We start from the raw sequence: 17,639 nt of genomic DNA on the forward strand, positions 1-17,639 counted from the left end.
CTATCTTTCTATAACAGCCTCATTCTGTATGAAAGGTATTACTTCATCCAAATATGGTAATCCTTCATTGTCCCCAGCAACAGTGGTGACAAGAGCTCCCACACCATTTGCGAATGTCAATCTTTCTTCAATTGATAGGCCATGAAGATATCCGTAAATATAACCGGCATCATAACCATCGCCCGCACCAACAGTATCTACAGGTATAACCGGGAAGGCTTCTTTTTCATGCCAATCATTTTTGGTATATAGTTTTGAACCATGTTTCCCGTCCTTAATGACAAGCTGATCAATATCATTCACCATTGCGAATTCCGCCAAAGATTCTTTAGAGTCCGTTCCGATGATCAATCTTATTTCATCCAAACCTGTAAGCAAAATATCAACATATGGAAAAATATCACGATATACTGATCTTGCTTCCTCGATGGACCATAGCTTTAGGCGGATATTCGGATCAAAAGAAACAGGTATATTTTTTTGTTTTGCAATATCCATTACTCTCTTGGCAATATCCACATTTTTGGGATCTATAGCCAAAAATACTCCAGTAAGGTGGACTATATCAATCTCTTCAAACATCTTCTCTGTTATATCTCCCGGCTTTAAAGTTAAAATGGGAGATTGATAACGGTAATAAAATGTCTTTCCGGAACCATCTTCCCGGATTTCTTTAAAGTTAAGAGATGTTGGGTATCCATTTACATAGGCAACATCACTCATGTCCACGCCTTCCCCACGAGCGAAATTATATATAACTTTACCGAACTCATCCTTGCCTAAGCGGCTTATCCATTTTGCCCTCATGCCAAGCCTCGCACAGCCAATCGCAAAATTCAGTTCAGCGCCTCCTACTTTTCGCTCAAAACGGTTAACGAATCTTAAAGGTCCTGTCTCTTCCGGATTTAGCGTAATCATGGCGTCGCCAAGCGTTAAAACACCATATTTTGATGACAATACAGTACCTCCTTCTTTCGAACAATCACAAATAAAAACAAAAAACATTTGATCATATCACTTTCATTACACTTTTTAGCTAAATCGATTTAGTAAAGTACTAAACCGGTTTGGTAAATCATAAGGAAATTGTAAATGAAAACCCTATCAAAAACAATAGAAAAGTTTGATAATTTTAAATTTTATTTTAATTTGTTGATTTCCCTTATTATTTTTCAGCCAAATTTATGATAAAAAACCACATTACGGTAAAGTGAAAGGAATTATTCCTTCCCTCTTTTTAATGATTAAGAGTTTCTGATTTTTCACCCTAGGGCTTCCAATCAAATTTACTCTTTGCTATTAATTTGGAGAAAGTTGTATAATATATCAATTGTTAAATAAGTTTGAAAGGTTGTTTGGAATGAGTTTTTTGAAGATATACATATTACTTACCGGAATAATGATTACATGGGGGTTAAATGTCTCGGTTATTAAAATTTTAGTTGCGAATACACAGCCCGTAACAATAACCTCTTTGAGAATTTTTACTGCTTCTCTTATAGTCATTCTTATCCTTTTCTTCTTTGGACTAATACGCCTTCCTAAAAAAAGTGAACTTTTTTACGTTTTTGGAGGAGCACTTTTGAGTGTCGTTTTTCATCATTATTTTTTAGCTGAGGGATTGACGAAGACTTCTGCATCGAATGCTGGACTGATTTTAGGCATGGGGCCAATTCTGACTGTCATCTTGACCATGATATTCTTTCGTAAAAAGCCCACTTTAATCAGGCTTTTTGGCTTTATATGCGGTGCCCTAGGTGTGAGTTTTACCGTTATGGCAGGAAGTGGAGGACTTCATTCTATTAATCTGGGGGATGTGGATATTTTACTTTCCATACTTTCACAGGCATTAAGTTTCATACTTATCAATAAAGCCTCAAAAACAATGGATCCACGATTACTAACCGGCTACATGATGCTGATCGGGTCTTTTATTCTTTTTGCCATCAGCTTATGGAAGGAACCAGAGGGCTTATCTTCACTGGCAACTGCACCGCCCTCCATCTGGGGAGCTTTCATTTTCTCCGCCATTTTTGCCACTGCCCTCGGGCACATGAGCTATAATTATGCCATTGGTAAGGTAGGGGCAGCCGAATCATCCATTTTTCTTAACTTAAACACCTTATTCTCTTTGTTAGGGGCAGCATTTTTCCTTAATGAAGCCATTGTACCTGCACATTTCATTGGACTCATCTTCATTGTTTCGGGGGTATTGCTTGGCTCCGGTGCAATTGAAATATGGATTCTACAAAGGAAAAATAAACGTATATCTGCCTAGCGGTAAAGGCAACCCCTAGATTCAGTACCTTTCTTCGTACCAGAATAAGAGACCCTATGACTCTACCATCCCAATGGCTTAGCAGTGTCATAGGGTCTTATTAAATATTGTCCACCCTCTTCTCCACCTACAGATGAATATAAACCCCTGAAACATACTTGCAGAATAATTATTGGAGATTCATATCCGTTACAATATACCCCTAAATTTACATGGACATGTCCAATGAAATGTGCCCATTTTGACAAGCCTTTTTGTCAGCTGTGGCGCTTTTCTTTCTGAGAAACCTCGTTGAAGACATATTGTTTGATGATTTAATAAATATAAAAGAGACTGTCTATGGGTTACAGACAGCCTGAGATTCCAGTCATGCTTATAAAGTAAATCAATTAGCCCAGATTGCAAACAAGCCTTCTGTTACACCCAATTTGTATATATAATAAAGTCCGAATGCAAAACTTAAAGCTCCCGCCATTTTGATGAAGATTCGGTTTAAAACGATGTCCTTTCCATTCAATGCAAACGGTATGCCTAGTAGAGTTGTAAAGCACAGCATGCCAATAATCGTCCCTGCGCCAAATATAATGATATAGATGGATCCTTCGCCTATACCGGTTACGGTCGACATCGTTAGAATGACCATTGCGGCACTGCCCGCGAGACCATGGACGAACCCAATTAAAGCAGACACCAAAAAAGGACGAAATCTATCTTTGTCGTTCGTTATATTAGGGCGAGTTTTAAATAAACTTTTCGCCCCTAGCATAACAAGCATAATACCAACGCCCAATTCCAGCGTCATGCTTAACGACTCTGGAATTTCCCCTTTCATCCAAATGAATAGCATACCTATAAGAAACAGCGTACATGTATGCCCTATTCCCCAATACACCCCCGTTAGAGTGGACCGTGATAATTTTTTCGTTTTTCCTGCCGTGGTTGCTACTGCAATAACATGATCCGGCTCTAACGAATGTTTTATCCCCAATAGGAATCCTAATGTAAGAATCGACACCAAGCTCATTTCTCTACCACCTCCCCGAGACACTTCCATACTTCTTCATACACCCTTTTAAGAGGTATATTGTTCTGAACGGCAATTTTACGGCAATCTTCATATTCAGGTGCCTGCTGTATGGGTTGGCCCTCATGGTACCCTCTCTTTATCGTCACTTGCCCCCATTGTGTGTCTACATGTAAAAAAGACCGTTCGAGCCTGTGCACGGTAAGAGGATAGTAGCGTATACCGAGAGTCGTCGTTTCAGCAAATAATATCTTCTTGATTTTCGGAATCACCTGCTGTGAACAGAGAAGTTGCAATAACACCCCCGGTCGATTTTTTTTCATGAAGATTGGCGTATAAAATACATCATTTGCTCCTGATTCAAACAACAAATCCATTACATGGCCAAGCCATTCACCGGAAATATCATCTAGATTCACTTCCATTTTTACCATTTGTCCATCAAGATGCTCATGATCAGGTGGGCGCTTCATTGGATCTCCCCTATAATAATGCGAAGGACGTTCGGATGATTTTCAAATGTTTTTGTCCCCGCACCATAGCCAATCGATTCGACAGTCATGGCTGGAAGCGAGCCGAATTTTTCAGCTAAAACCGCAGCGATGGCAGCACCGGTCGGCGTTGCTAATTCAGAACGAATAACGTTTGAGGCAATCGGTACCCCCTTTAATATTTCAAGTGTGGCAGGTGCAGGAACCGGGTATACACCGTGATCAATATGTATATGTCCAGATCCCGTTGGAATGGCTGATGACTGAACTGATTCAATACCTAGCTGATCGATTAAAATTGCAGCCCCGATTATATCTATTATTGAATCTACAGCTCCTACCTCATGAAAGTGAACTTTATCAAGCGGAAGCCCGTGTATGTGCCCTTCCGCTTCACCAATCTTCTTAAATATGGCGAGTGACATGTTTTTTACCGATTCATTAAGGTTTGCCTCATTAATAGCTTCCACAATTTGTTTGTAGGTGCGGCTACCACGATGATTGTGAGGTTCATGGCTATGGTTGTGTTCGGTTTCATGACTGTGGCTGTGTTCATGTCCATGACTGTGGCTGTGTTCCTGTGGTCGCTCTGATTTACTGGTAAGAATGACATCAAATTTAGTACTCGTAATGCCATTTTTGACGACTTTCCCCCATGACAGAGTATATTCTTCATCTATGTTCAGCTTTTTTAACTCTTCTTCCATTTGTAAAGGGTCTGCACCTGCATCAATCAACGCACCAATAACCATATCTCCGCTTATGCCGGAAAAGCAGTCAAAATATAATGTCCTCATCATCATTGATCTCCTTTTTATGTACCAGTTTGTATATAATCGCTGCATTGTAGGCGGCACCAAATCCATTATCGATGTTCACCACACTTACACCAGATGCGCATGAATTAAGCATTGATAAAAGTGCCGATAAACCGTTAAAATTGGCACCGTAACCGATACTTGTCGGAACAGCAATAATTGGATTCGTGACAAGGCCTCCTAACACACTTGGGAGTGCCCCTTCCATCCCGGCTACACAAACTGATACGGTAGCCCCTCGTATCTCGTCTATATTATCAAGGAGGCGGTGCAGCCCAGCAACACCAACATCGTATATACGCCTGACTGGAATACCTAGTGTTTCGGCCGTCACGGCAGCTTCTTCAGCAACGGACAAATCTGATGTCCCGGCGCACACAATTGCAATATATGGTCCAACGGATTTGGGCTTTTTTTTAACCCAAGCAAGTGTCCGTGCCATATCGTTATACTCAAATTCACTGCATTCTTTTTGTACAAATACTGCTTTTTCACGAGAAATTCGAGTCACAAGCACAGAATCATTCCTTGTCCGCATTGATTGTACAATCGTTAAAATTTGCTCAGCTGTTTTCCCTTCTCCAAACACAATTTCGGGAAAGCCTTGTCTCCTTTTACGATGATGATCAATTTTTACAAACCCTAAATTTTCATATGATGCAAGTTTTTCCTTTGCTTCAGCTGCTGTCAATGAACCTTTTTGAACCTGCTCTAAAATATCATCAATCATATCTTCTCTTCCTTTTTAAGTGCTATATTCATACTTCCGCTTGTATAGCCCGTGAGATCCATTGATACATACTTATAACCAAATTGCTTCAGTCGTTTCGTGATCGCCACATGGTGTTGGAGCACTCTCGGCATATCAACGGGTTCAACTTCAATTCGGGCAGTATCCTCATGCGTCCTGACTCTTACCTGATGAATATCCAATGATTTCAAGTAAGCTTCTGATTTATCCACTTTCGTCAATTTTTCCTTCGTAATGATATCGCCATATGCAATGCGTGAAGATAGGCAAGCGAATGATGGTTTATCCCAGGTTGGCAAACCGGCTTGCTTGGACAATACTCTTATTTCTTCTTTGAATAAATCGGCTTCTAGAAGAGGTCCCCTTATTCCTTTTTCTTTAGCTGCTTTCATGCCTGGACGAAATTCGTTAGCATCATCAGCGATGACTCCATAAATAATATTATTAAATTCATATTCTTCAAGAATAGGAAGCAGGTGGTCAAATAAACTACTTTTACAAAAGTAACAGCGATTCTGATTATTTTCTGAATATCCAGGAATGGCCAACTCAGAAGTCTGAATGATTCGATGGTTGGCACCAATCCATTTTGATAGCATAATGGCTTCTTTCAACTCACTCGACGGATAGGTTTCCGAATCTGCTGTAATGGCTAACACATTATCGTAACCCAAAGTATCAATAGCAACCTTTAGCAAAAAAGTGCTGTCCACCCCTCCTGAAAAAGCGACCACAACCGACTCCATTTTTTGGAGAATACCCTGCAGATTTCTATACTTTTCTAGTAACATAGCACTTTTCCCCTTTCTGGTTTGTCTGAATTTATCTACTGTCCACAAGCAATAACACCCTTGATGGACTACTAAAAGATTGAACGAGATACATCATATTGGTAAGAAAGGAGGAAATAACACAGTCATACTTTCATTCCCAGCACCTATTGGACGGAAATTCATTTAAGCGATGGATTGCTTTAACTTTTTTGTGCAATTGCTGAAAAATTTTTTGCCGTTTCTGTCAGCCTGGTGTAATCTTCACCTGTAATCAATTTCGTAGGATTGATCAATGATCCACCAAGTCCCGCCGCGATGGCCCCTGCCTTAAAAAAAGATGCGAGGTTGTCAAGGTTGACACCGCCAGTTGGCATAAGGGGAATGTGAGGAAGCGGTCCTTTAAGATTTTTAAAGTAGCTAACACCCAGTGCATCTGCCGGGAAAACTTTGATAATGTCAGCTCCATGCTCATAAGCAGTCAATATTTCGGTTGGTGTGAGCGCACCAGGGATACTAATGACGCCATAGCGCTTCGCCATTTTAATCGTTTTGACATTGACGGTTGGAGAAAAGATAAATTCCGCCCCTGCCATGATGACCGCACGGGCCGTTTCAGGATCCAATACTGTACCGGCACCCGCTATGATATCATCACCGAACTCCTCTTTCACTCTTTCAATCAAATGGCACACTTTGGGAGTTTCCACTGTTATTTCTAGTGTTCGGATGCCGCCCTTTTTCAGGGCCCGGGCGATTGGTATAATTTGATCTGGGCGTGCACCGCGAATGACGGCGACCAGCTTCCCATGTTTAAGCTCTTCAAGTTTAGTCATTTTTTCCACCTTTCTACCTCGTCACATCATCAGCGCCGCCACTCATGAACAAGGCGAGGTCGGCACGGACCGGCAAACCCTCAACATCGCCATTTACCATCGTTGCCATTGCTCCCATGGCATTTCCACGCCTTGCAGCTTCATCTAGGGTCAGTCCATCTAGCAGGCCGGAAAGTACACCAGATGCAAAAGCATCACCAGCACCAATGGGATCCACGACCCGTTCAACATAGAATCCAGGAACGTATGTTTTCGGTACAGACGGGGCTGAAATTAAAGAGCCCTCTTTGCCCAATTTAAGTAAAACTGTTTCGACACCGAGTTCATGAAAATGATCGGCAAACATCTCCGGAGTATGGGAACCGAATAAAAATTCGGCTTCGGCCACCCCAGGCATGACGATATCACTTTTCGAGGCGTACTTTGTTATGATGTGACGTGCTTCATTTTCATCCGACCATATTTTCAAGCGAATATTCGGATCGAAGACGATTTTTGTTCCGTTTTCTTTAGCAATGCAGATCGCTTTATCCAAGAGAGACTGACACGAATTCCCTAGTGCAGGGGTAATTCCGGTAATATGGAGATAAGCTGCGTCTTGGATGGCAAGATCAGTTAGTAATTCCGCCGTCATTTTGCTAGCTGCCGAATCTTTCCGGTAATAATAAACTCTAGTATCATTCAGCCGTCTGAATTCTTTAAAAAAGACTCCGGTAGGCGCATCAGGGTCTCTTGTTACATAAGAGACATCAACGCCTTCTCCGCGAATGAACGATTGCATGGCATCGCCAAATTCATCCTCGCCGAGACGGCTTATCCAGCGTGACCGATGACCGAGTCGGCTTAACCCGATTGCGACATTGGATTCCGCACCGCCAAACTTCATTGAAAAAGATCGGGCGTGGCGAAGTGGACCTTCTTCATTCGGGGTAAACACTGTCATTGTTTCTCCGATGGTTACAACATCCATCTCATCACCTTCTTTCTCTTGTCATGCTATTACGTGATTAGAAAGCGTACCGATCTTCTCAATACTGACGTTCATCCGGTCACCATTTTTCAACCAGATTTTCGGATTCCTTCCCATTCCAACGCCTGGTGGCGTGCCAGTTGCAATCAAATCACCTGGCATTAGTGTCATGGACTGTGATAAAAATGATATGATTTTCGGAACGGTAAAAATTAGGTTGCTTGTATTTGAATCCTGCATAATTTCACCGTTTAATTCAAGAGAAATCGCTAGATTGTGGGGATCACCCACTTCATCTTGTGTCACGATAACAGGACCAAATGGAGCAAATGTGTCCGCCGTTTTGCCTCTGGACCACTGGCCATCCTGAAATTGCAAGTCACGGGCGCTAATATCATTCATAATTGTATAGCCAAAGATGTAGTCATTCGCCTCTTCTTCTGATACATGTTTCGCTACTCTTCCAATGACAAACGCAAGCTCTGCTTCAAAGTCGACCGCGGTTGAATTAATTGGAATTTCAACCGCATCATTATGGCCGGCAATGGCATTTGCATATTTTGAAAAAATGACTGGTGATTCAGGAGGCTCCATCCCCGTTTCCTTGCAATGATCAAAATAGTTAAGTCCTACGCAAATGATTTTATCCGGCTTTGCGATTGGCGGCAGGATTTTCACTTCTGACAGATTGAATATTGCATCGTCATTAACCCGTTGCTCAATTAACTGTTCAGCACGGTTTATCCACTCGCTGCTTCGTTCTATGAATTTTTTCATGCAAGCTGGAAATTCTTCTGGACCGAGAGCCGTTAAACTAATAATTTGATCATTTTTAACAAGACCGATGTGTTGTTCGGTTTGTACGGAAAAAGTCGCTATTTTCATATTTTTTCCCCTTTCCTAAGTCAAAGCGTATGGTGTTATTTCTCCGTTTAACACCTGAACGATATTTCTCGCTGCCTTTTGACGAAGTTCAACCATTGCTTCCTCTGAATACCAGGCGCTGTGCGGCGTAATGATGACATTGTCCATTGTGAGCAGCGGGCTATCGGTGCTGACCGGCTCATTCTCTGTCACATCAAGTGCCGCACCTGCAATTACCCCTTTTTCAAGTGCATCAGAAAGTGCTTTTTCATCGATTATCGGTCCACGTGCCGTGTTAATGATAACCGCATTTCTCTTCATTTGTTTAAGGCGCTCCTCATTGATCAAATGGTATGTATCATCAATTAAGGGCACATGGATCGATAAATAATCGGCTTCTGCTATAATTTCGTCGAGATCCATTTTTTGAACCCCAACCGCAGCCATGTCTGCCGCCGAAACGAAAGGATCGTAAGCAGCAGTTTTAAAGCCGAGTGGTTTCACCTTTTCGATGAAACGGCGCGGAATCCGGCCAAAGCCTAGAACCCCAACAGTTTGCTCGTTAAAGCGATGAATCGGGACACACACCTTAAAGTCCCAGTTACCTTTTTTCACTTCCTTGTTTAACAGTGTCACTTTCCGCGCCGAAGAAAGTAAAAGTGCCAATGCATGATTCGATACTTCTTCCATTCCATAATCTGGTACATTGGCGACAGTAATCCCCTTTTCCTTAGCCGCATTGAGATCAATTGTATTGACGCCAACACCGTAACGGGAAATGATTTTCGTGTTTTCAAGCGAATCAATAACTCGGCGTGAGATAGGAGCATATTGATTTAAAATTGCATCCACTTGTTTTGCCTGCTCCATTACTTCTTCTTCAGTTTTGCATTGCGATTTGATGAATTCGATTTCCAGACCGCTTTCTTGAAAAATCTCTTCTTCATATTTCAAATGTTCAAATTCGTAATCCGTTAATAATATTTTAAAGGACATTTGGGCTCAACTCCTTTTTAGTAATAAATACGTGAATATCAGAGGGGATCCCTCACGTTAATATCATTATTTCACTGCTGTCTTTTCAATTTTCGCAATTCCGAGTCCTTTTGCACCGAGTTTCGATGTTTTTGCTTCCGGATAGTATCGTTCGATCATTTGAATACCAATTGCGGCACGGCGTACACGTTCCTTTGTGAGTGAGATGTTCGTACTTTCCCATTGTTTCCCTGAGGGGTATACATCTGGGTGATTACGAAGACCGAATTTGATGTAGACAGGCGCCAATACACGGATTATTTCCGGTATTTCATAATAGCGAAGAAAGCCGCCGAAGGTATCCGGAACTTCAACGTATAAATCTATTGGAATGTCTATTGATTGTCGGATCGCTGCAAGTTTAGACAGCGTTAATGCAGGTGGCACGTTGTATGTATCCGCACCGATATCTTCCATTAATTTGACGGATACTGGATTGGCTGAACCCATTTGAACCGATACTTTAACAACAAAGTCTTCCGGAAGCTGTCCGTATTTTTTCATTTCTTTCGTTAAAAGAAGGAGTCCTTCATCCGCCACTAACGCACCGCGAAGACCTAGTGCAGCCCCTCTTTTCAGGTCTTCCATGGCATAAACAAGCTGATCGGAGCCCTCATGGCGAATTCCCTGAGATTTGCCTCCTGGCGTAAGCGGTCCCGCACTGACATCCCATGAACCCCTGGGACCGACAAACAAACTCAGTTCCATGCCTCGCTCTGCTGTCATTTTACACATTTCTATAATTTCTTCATCCGTTTGAAGCATGATACCGCTGCCTTGAGATATTCGGTGAATGGTCAAACCGAGTCGGTCAATTTCTTTCAATGTTTCTTTTAGTGCTATTGGACCTTCTACGCTTGGGAGTTCAATGCGGTATTGAGCACCGTCTGGAAATGTTTTCGTTGATGTAGGAAGTTCTTTAAGATCAGTTGATGGGTAGCCTAATTGTTCGAGCAAGTCTCGTGATTCTTTCATTTTTGGACGCCTTCTTTCATATTTATATTTTTTAAAAGAGCAGCTACTTTGTCACTCAAATCAGCAGGGAATACGTCGCAGGGTGCACGGTGTCCAGCCGCAACGTCAAACCAGCGCTGATGAACCGCTTCTTTCATGGCAGTAAAAAATGTCGGACCGTAATTGTACACATCCATCAGTTTTGAAATCACTTGATGCTTTTTCTGTGCTTCAGCAAGGTCACCTTTATGATATGATTGATATAAATCAACGGAAATTTCCGGTGCAAAGACAGCGCTTCCATTAATGCTTCCCGCTGCACCAATCATTTGAGCCGGAAGCAAGTGCTCGTCAAAAGCAGAGAAGACTCGGAAATCACTGCGAACTTTCTTCACTTCCGCCAGCACTTGACGAAGGTGCCCGAAATCACTGACAGTCTCTTTAATACCAGCAATGTTTGAATGATCTTCAGCTAATTTTTTAATCAATTCGATTGATAAATTTTGACCTGTCAGGAGCGGGATATTATAAATGTAAACTTGCAGATTAGTATGATTCGCTACACTGGAAAAATGTCGGTATAATTGCTCGTCAGACAGCTTCCAGTAATATGGGTTGACTACGAGAACGCCGTTTGCTCCATGCTCTTCTGCATAAGAAGTCAGTTCTTGCACCTCTTTTAATGCGGTATGCCCGACCCCGACCATAACAGGCACTCGGTTGTTAATATGCTTTATCATTTCGCGTACATATAATTTTCTTTCTTCTGTTGTAAGCGATGAGAACTCACCTGAACTTCCCATCAATAAAATACCGTCTATATTCCGTGAGATTAATAGGTCGATATAGCTTCTGTTCAGCGCCATATCTAAGTTCCCCGTTTCATCAAATAAGGTGACTACCGGTGGAATGATGCCATGAAAGTCCATTGTTCTTCCTCCTTTTATTACCATTCAGCGATACTCCCGTCTTCATTACGCCAAATGGGGTTTTTCCAATCATGTCCGGTTTGTGCTGCCTGCTTCACTTTTTCCTCATCGATTTCCACCCCAAGACCCGGTTTATCCGGAATGTTCACATAACCATTTTCATAGTCGAATAATTCTGGATTTTTCATATAATCGAGAATGTCCATGCCTTCGTTGTAATGAATACCAAGGCTTTGCTCTTGAATAATGAAATTCGGTGTCGTGGCGTCCAAATGAATTGATGAAGCGAGAGTCATCGGACCGAGCGGGCAGTGCGGAGCGATCGCTACATCATAGGCTTCTGCCATCGCGGCAATTTTTTTCCCTTCTAAAATACCACCTGTGTGGGATAGATCCGGCTGAATAATATCGACATAGCCATCATGAAGAAGCTGCTTAAAGCCCCAGCGTGTATACATCCTTTCACCCGTCGCAATCGGGCACGTAGTATGCCAGGCAATCTCACGAAGTGCTTCATTATTTTCCGGAAGCACCGGCTCTTCAATGAACATTGGATGGTACGGTTCAAGTTCTTTCACAATCGCCTTTGCCATCGTTTTATGAATCCTTCCATGAAAATCCACACCAATGCCAAAGTCTTTGCCAACCGCTTCCCTAATTGAAGCAACACGTTCGATGACCGCCTCTACTTTCGAAAAGCTATCAATGTAATTCATTTCTTCTGATGCGTTCATTTTGACAGCAAGGAAGCCCTCTTTCTGTTTTTCGATTGCTGCAGCAACGACATCCACTGGTCGATCTCCTCCGACCCATGAGTACACTTTAATTTTTTGGCGTGCTTTACCGCCGAGCATTTGGTATACAGGAATATTGAAGTATTTTCCTTTTATATCCCATAGTGCCTGCTCAATGCCAGAAATGGCACTCATTAAAATTGGCCCCCCGCGGTAAAATCCACCTCGATAAAGCGTTTGCCAGATGTCTTCAATGTCGTTCGGATTTCTCCCAATCAAATAATCGGTCAGTTCGTTAACTGCTGCTTTAACCGTTTCAGCACGGCCTTCCACGACAGGCTCTCCCCATCCGGAAATGCCTTCATCCGTATCGATTTTTAAAAACAGCCAGCGGGGTGGAACTTTGTACAAAGAAATCTTTATGATTTTCATCAAGCACCTCTCAAAGTTTTTTTTGGAAGAAAGAGAGATTTTCAACCATGGAAACCTCTCTTACTCTTGTTAAGAACCTTTAATAAAAACCGTTTTTATGGCTGTATAAAATTCTTTCGCCGCTTCACCTTGCTCTCGCGAACCCGTGCTCGATGCCTTCATGCCTCCGAATGGGGCTTGCAACTCTACGCCCGCACTTTCTGCGTTAATGCGGACAAGCCCTGCTTCAATTTCATCGATGAATTCCAGAATTGAGCTAATATTTGATGTGAAGATTGATGCACTCAATCCGTATTTCGTATTATTTGCCATGTCTATCGCTTCAACTAGATCGCTAGCTTTCATAAGCGCGATTACTGGTCCAAAAATTTCTGCCTGTGCAATCACCATATCCGTCGTCACACCTTCAAAAATCGCTGGTGTAATGAAAAAGCCCCCATCATAGTCTACGCCAGTTAATATCTCCCCGCCATGTATGAGTTTTGCGCCCTCCTGCTTGCCTTTTTCAATGTACTCTTTTACCGTATTGAACTGGCTTTCGCTTGCACAGGGGCCCATCCAAATTCCCTCTTGAAGGCCGTTGCCAACCGTTATTTTCGCTGCTGCTTCTACCAGTTTTTGTTTAAATACATCATAGACCGATGATTCAACAACAACACGGCTTGAAGCTGTGCATTTTTGGCCGGAGGAACGAAATCCACCGTTGATGACCGCCTCTACTGCTTGGTCGATGTTTGCATCTTTCGTCACGATGACTGGATTCTTGCCTCCCATTTCAAGCTGATATTTTATGCCGCGGGCGGAAGCTGATTTTGCGACGCTCTGACCGACACTTTCAGAACCGGTAAATGTTATTGCATTTAAAAGCGGATGATCGATGAGCCCTTGGCCAATGATCGATCCTTTACCGGTAATAAAATTCACAACACCCTCAGGGAAGCCTGCTTTGGTAAAGCATTCCATGACTTTCGCTGCTGTAACGGCTCCTTCCGTAGCAGGTTTCCATACGATTGTATTGCCATATACAAGAGCTGGAGCCATTTTCCAAATGGGAATTGCAACTGGGAAGTTCCATGGCGTGATTATCCCGACAACACCAAGTGGGGAGCGTTTTGTAAACATTAGGGCATCTTTATCGGATGATGGTATAACATCGCCGTCTTTCCGCATCCCTTCACCAGCATAGTAACGGAGAATTGCAACACCTCGTGCCGTTTCCCCTTTTGCTTCAGGTAACGTCTTACCCATTTCGCGAGTCATGGTTTCGGCAATTTCATCTAGATTTTCTTCCAATATATTGGCCGTTTTGAAAAGGATTTGTCCACGTGCAGACTGCCCGAGCCTGCGCCAATCCCTCTTTGCCTTATGCGCAGAATCTACAGCTTTGTTTAAGTCATCTCCGGTTGAGCTTTGAACGTAGCCAACCGGCTCTTTGTCCGCAGGATTAATGCTTTCGATTGTATTTCCAGAAGATGCATCCACCCACTCATTATTAATGAAATTTTTATATGTCTTCGTTGCAAATGTAGCTGATATCATAATCTTTAGCTCCTTTTTCGTTTTAGAATGTCGGTCCAATTCTCCAAATACCAAAGTCATGCTGCTTTAAGATCTCCGCTTTTGTTAGTTTTCCGTTTGAAACATGTTGAATTTCTTCCATGATGCGACTTCCCACTTCATCAACGGTTTCTAAACCATCAACAATCGTACCTGCATTTAAATCCATATTTTCATTCATCCTGTCAAACATTGGTGTATTAGTTGAGATTTTTATGACGGGTGTTATAGGAGAACCTGTTGGCGTCCCCCTTCCACTTGTAAAGAGAACGATTTGGGCACCGCCTGCGACCATACCCGTCAATTGCTCAATGTCGTGGCCAGGCGTATCCATCCATACGAGCCCTTTTTTTGTGGGTACCTGGGCATAATCAATGACTTCTTCCAGCCTGGTTGTGCCTGATTTTGTCGCTGCCCCCAGTGATTTTTCTTCGATTGAGCTGAGACCTCCCTCAATGTTTCCCGGACTTGGATTTCCGGTGCGGATGTCTACGCCCATTTGAATCGAGCGGTCTTCCATCATTTTAATAACCGCATAAGCTTTTTTGGCTACCTGGTCGTTTGCCGCCCGGTTAGCGATCAAATGCTCTGCACCGATAAGTTCAGTCGTTTCCGCTAATATTGCGGTTCCCCCCTGCTGAACAACCAAATCGCTTGTACGCCCGACTGCCGGGTTAGCCGATAAGCCGGAGCATGCATCCGACCCACCGCATTCTGTGCCGACAATCAGCTCGCTAAAATCACATAATTCCCGTTGCACCATCGACGCATCCTGGACCATTTTGACCGCAATTTTAGCTACTTCGGCAATGGTTTGAAGAGTGCCGCCATGTTCCTGAATCGATACAGTTTCCACTGGTTTTCCGCATTTAGCAATTTCATCTCCAATACGGTGCGCCTGATGTGTTTCACAGCCAAGGCCGAGTACTATGACACCATACACATTTGGATTCATCCCCATTCCCGCATAGGTTCTGGCCGTTTGATCAAAATCAGAGCCCACTTGCGCACAGCCATGCTGATGAATGAATGTGACGGTTCCGCTCACCAATTCTGTGACGCGCTGTGCAGTTTGAGTTGCGCATGTTATCGTTGGCAAAATCAGTACATGATTCCGGACTCCGACGCGGCCATCCGGACGGCGGTAGCCCCAAAACTGCATTTTTTCATTCAGCAATTTTGTCACCCCTTCCTCTTTTACCTTCTAAATTGTGTACATGAACATGTGCACCAGCGGGAATAAAAGCTGAGGCTGCCCCAATGACTTCCCCATATTTAATTATGTCTGCTCCTTGTTCGATGGCTTTGACTGCGAACTTATGTCCAAAACGAATCGGTTCAAGAATGGGTACGACAAGTTCTTCAAGGTCTGTCTTCACAACTACTGATGTGTTTGCAGGGATTTCGGATAAAGCGACAGCTACACTATCTTTCGTACTTAAGTAAAGTGTTTTATACTCGCCCATTTTGTCACCCCTTAAATTGTTTGAACTGCTTTACTTTGGATAACCGGGTTGTTTAATACTCCAATCCCTGGTATTTCGATTTCGATTCGGTCATCGCCTTTCAATGTAAATTCATTTGGCGGAACCACGCATGTACCTGTAAGTAACACTGATCCGTCAAAAACAGTGTTATCTAAGACTAAATAGTCGACAAGCTCTTCCAATTTTCGTTTCAGTTGGTTTACCTTCGCTTCACCTTCAAATACTTTTTCTTCATTTCGATAAATACGGCACATGATTTTAAGCTCATATGGATCCGGAACAGCCTCTTTTAACAAGATGGCCGGTCCAATGGAGCAAGAGTTTTTCCATACTTTTGCCTGTGGAAGATAAAGCGGATTTTCACCTTCAATATCACGACAGCTCATGTCATTACCTGCGATATATCCAAGTACCGTTCCCTCTTTATCGATGACAAGACCAAGTTCCGGCTCCGGAATTTGCCATTTTGAATCTGAACGCAAGTATACCGGATCATTCGGGCCCACGGTTCTTGCTGCAGTCGATTTAAAGAAAATCTCAGGACGCACTGCATCATAAACTTTGTCATAGAAAGTTTGGCGGTCCAGCTTTCCTTGTGTAGCTTCGTAGTTACGTGCTTCCTTGCTTTTCTTATACGTAACGCCAGATGCCCATACTTCCGGTGCGTCGATAGGCGTTGTTAATTGAAGACCTTCCAATGGCCGCTTTTCCCCTTCGGCAATAATTTGTTTTACAATGTCAAACGCCGTTCTGTTATCATGACGTGCCGTTGTAATCAACGACATAAAATCCGTAAATGGAAGGTCCACCACATTGTTTTCGTTTGTAACGGCAGCAAGTTGTTTCTTATTTTCTTTTACATAGCGAATAATTCTCATTTTCTAGTTCCTCCTAAATGGCAGGCCTCATTTATATTTTTTGATATTCATAACCGAGCTCCTGCGAAATTTTACTGCTGCATTCCTTTAAGAGACGTACATAATACTCATGTGTTTCTTCATTTACTTTCGAAGCAGGCATCGATACACTCATTGCAGCGATAACCTTTCCTGAATAATCTTTTATCGGTACAGCAAGACAGAAAATGCCCGGTTCGTTTTCTTCATTATCCATTGAATAGCCATTAATGCGTGCTTTTTCGATTTCCGCTAAAAACTGCTCCTTGGATCTAATCGATCTTTCGGTCGGTCCCGTATAATCATATCCGTCCAAGAGCAAATCCAGTTCACTATCCGTTTTTGTTGCAACAAGAGATTTGCCAACTGCACTCGTATGAATCGGAACACGTCGGCCAATACGGGAATAGAGGACCGTTACCCCAGTGCCCTCCACTTTATCGACATAGACACCTTCCTGCCCGTCTAATATGACAAGGTGCAGCGTTAAATTCGTTGTTGCTGAAAGCCATTCAAGATGTTTTCTTGCTACGTTGCGCAAATCGAGATGGGTCACAACAACGCTTCCCCTCTCCAATAGCTTTAATCCTAGCGAGTATTTTCCATTTTCTTCGCCTTGTGAAATATAGTGATGCTCCTGTAAGGTTTTTAATAGTGAATGAACCGTACTTTTATGTAAATTCATTCGCTTGCTTATCTCTGTGATAGTTAGTTCGCGCTCACGCTCATCAAATAAATCCAATATTTTCAAGGCACGCTCCACCGATTGGATGATAGGCATCGTTCCTCACTCCTTTTATAATCTGTCTACCT

General features: G+C 42.7%; 19 protein-coding genes. 1 reads left to right on the plus strand and 18 read right to left on the minus strand.

Annotated features, from left to right (window positions below; all coding sequences use genetic code 11):
* On the minus strand, positions 1–957 hold the full coding sequence (locus ACFX4I_RS19390) for a sugar kinase (RefSeq protein ID WP_377422432.1): 957 nt from the start codon (positions 955–957) through the stop codon (positions 1–3).
* 403 nt (positions 958–1,360) lie between these two features.
* Between ACFX4I_RS19390 and ACFX4I_RS19395 the strand changes: the two genes are divergently transcribed.
* A complete protein-coding gene (locus ACFX4I_RS19395; protein WP_283896331.1) occupies positions 1,361–2,278 on the plus strand; it encodes a DMT family transporter in 918 nt (305 codons plus the stop codon).
* A 385-nt stretch (positions 2,279–2,663) separates the two neighbouring features.
* Here the strand turns inward: ACFX4I_RS19395 and ACFX4I_RS19400 are convergent, their stop codons facing one another.
* From ACFX4I_RS19400 to ACFX4I_RS19480, 17 genes are all read right to left on the minus strand, one after another.
* Complete coding sequence (locus tag ACFX4I_RS19400) at positions 2,664–3,302, minus strand: urease accessory protein UreH (RefSeq protein ID WP_377422434.1); 639 nt, start codon at positions 3,300–3,302, stop codon at positions 2,664–2,666.
* A complete protein-coding gene (larC2, locus tag ACFX4I_RS19405; protein WP_309518902.1) occupies positions 3,299–3,775 on the minus strand; it encodes a nickel pincer cofactor biosynthesis protein LarC2 in 477 nt (158 codons plus the stop codon). The genes ACFX4I_RS19400 and larC2 overlap by 4 nt, the downstream gene beginning before the upstream one ends.
* Positions 3,772–4,590, minus strand: a complete 819-nt coding sequence (gene larC, locus ACFX4I_RS19410) for a nickel pincer cofactor biosynthesis protein LarC (protein ID WP_377422436.1) — start codon at positions 4,588–4,590, stop codon at positions 3,772–3,774. Before larC ends, larC2 begins: the two co-directional genes overlap by 4 nt.
* The gene (gene larB / locus ACFX4I_RS19415; RefSeq protein ID WP_377422438.1) at positions 4,571–5,341 is read right to left on the minus strand and encodes a nickel pincer cofactor biosynthesis protein LarB; all 771 of its coding nucleotides are present in this window, start codon (positions 5,339–5,341) and stop codon (positions 4,571–4,573) included. Before larB ends, larC begins: the two co-directional genes overlap by 20 nt.
* Positions 5,338–6,153, minus strand: coding sequence for an ATP-dependent sacrificial sulfur transferase LarE (gene larE, locus ACFX4I_RS19420; RefSeq protein ID WP_230304312.1), 816 nt, complete (start codon positions 6,151–6,153; stop codon positions 5,338–5,340). Before larE ends, larB begins: the two co-directional genes overlap by 4 nt.
* Positions 6,154–6,335: 182 nt before the next feature.
* Positions 6,336–6,968: a bifunctional 4-hydroxy-2-oxoglutarate aldolase/2-dehydro-3-deoxy-phosphogluconate aldolase gene (locus ACFX4I_RS19425; RefSeq protein ID WP_377422440.1), complete on the minus strand. Its 633-nt coding sequence runs from the start codon at positions 6,966–6,968 to the stop codon at positions 6,336–6,338.
* A gap of 13 nt (positions 6,969–6,981) precedes the next feature.
* Entirely contained in the window at positions 6,982–7,938 is a 957-nt protein-coding gene (locus ACFX4I_RS19430) for a sugar kinase (RefSeq protein WP_377422442.1), read from the minus strand.
* A 21-nt stretch (positions 7,939–7,959) separates the two neighbouring features.
* Positions 7,960–8,823 (minus strand): fumarylacetoacetate hydrolase family protein, encoded by an 864-nt coding sequence (locus ACFX4I_RS19435; RefSeq protein WP_377422444.1) that lies wholly within the window; start codon positions 8,821–8,823, stop codon positions 7,960–7,962.
* Positions 8,824–8,838: 15 nt separating this feature from the next.
* Positions 8,839–9,798 carry a C-terminal binding protein gene (locus ACFX4I_RS19440; protein WP_230303243.1) on the minus strand — a complete coding sequence of 320 codons (960 nt, stop codon included), beginning with the start codon at positions 9,796–9,798 and terminating at the stop codon, positions 8,839–8,841.
* 66 nt (positions 9,799–9,864) lie between these two features.
* Positions 9,865–10,812, minus strand: coding sequence for a U32 family peptidase (locus ACFX4I_RS19445; RefSeq protein WP_377422446.1), 948 nt, complete (start codon positions 10,810–10,812; stop codon positions 9,865–9,867).
* The gene (locus ACFX4I_RS19450; RefSeq protein WP_230303245.1) at positions 10,809–11,720 is read right to left on the minus strand and encodes a dihydrodipicolinate synthase family protein; all 912 of its coding nucleotides are present in this window, start codon (positions 11,718–11,720) and stop codon (positions 10,809–10,811) included. Before ACFX4I_RS19450 ends, ACFX4I_RS19445 begins: the two co-directional genes overlap by 4 nt.
* Before the next feature lie 17 nt (positions 11,721–11,737).
* Complete coding sequence (gene dgoD / locus ACFX4I_RS19455) at positions 11,738–12,886, minus strand: galactonate dehydratase (protein ID WP_230303246.1); 1,149 nt, start codon at positions 12,884–12,886, stop codon at positions 11,738–11,740.
* A gap of 69 nt (positions 12,887–12,955) precedes the next feature.
* A complete protein-coding gene (gucD, locus tag ACFX4I_RS19460; RefSeq protein WP_377422449.1) occupies positions 12,956–14,425 on the minus strand; it encodes an alpha-ketoglutaric semialdehyde dehydrogenase GucD in 1,470 nt (489 codons plus the stop codon).
* A 22-nt stretch (positions 14,426–14,447) separates the two neighbouring features.
* A complete protein-coding gene (locus tag ACFX4I_RS19465) occupies positions 14,448–15,605 on the minus strand; it encodes a UxaA family hydrolase (protein ID WP_214792355.1) in 1,158 nt (385 codons plus the stop codon).
* Positions 15,606–15,609: 4 nt separating this feature from the next.
* Complete coding sequence (locus ACFX4I_RS19470; RefSeq protein ID WP_377422451.1) at positions 15,610–15,909, minus strand: UxaA family hydrolase; 300 nt, start codon at positions 15,907–15,909, stop codon at positions 15,610–15,612.
* 11 nt (positions 15,910–15,920) lie between these two features.
* Positions 15,921–16,808, minus strand: a complete 888-nt coding sequence (locus tag ACFX4I_RS19475) for a fumarylacetoacetate hydrolase family protein (RefSeq protein WP_377422453.1) — start codon at positions 16,806–16,808, stop codon at positions 15,921–15,923.
* A gap of 31 nt (positions 16,809–16,839) precedes the next feature.
* Positions 16,840–17,607, minus strand: coding sequence for an IclR family transcriptional regulator (locus tag ACFX4I_RS19480; protein WP_230303250.1), 768 nt, complete (start codon positions 17,605–17,607; stop codon positions 16,840–16,842).
* Positions 17,608–17,639: the final 32 nt, after the last annotated feature.

Origin of the sequence: Peribacillus sp. YIM B13472 (assembly GCF_042788005.1) — a bacterium.
In the GTDB taxonomy this organism is placed as follows: domain Bacteria; phylum Bacillota; class Bacilli; order Bacillales; family DSM-1321; genus Peribacillus; species Peribacillus simplex_E.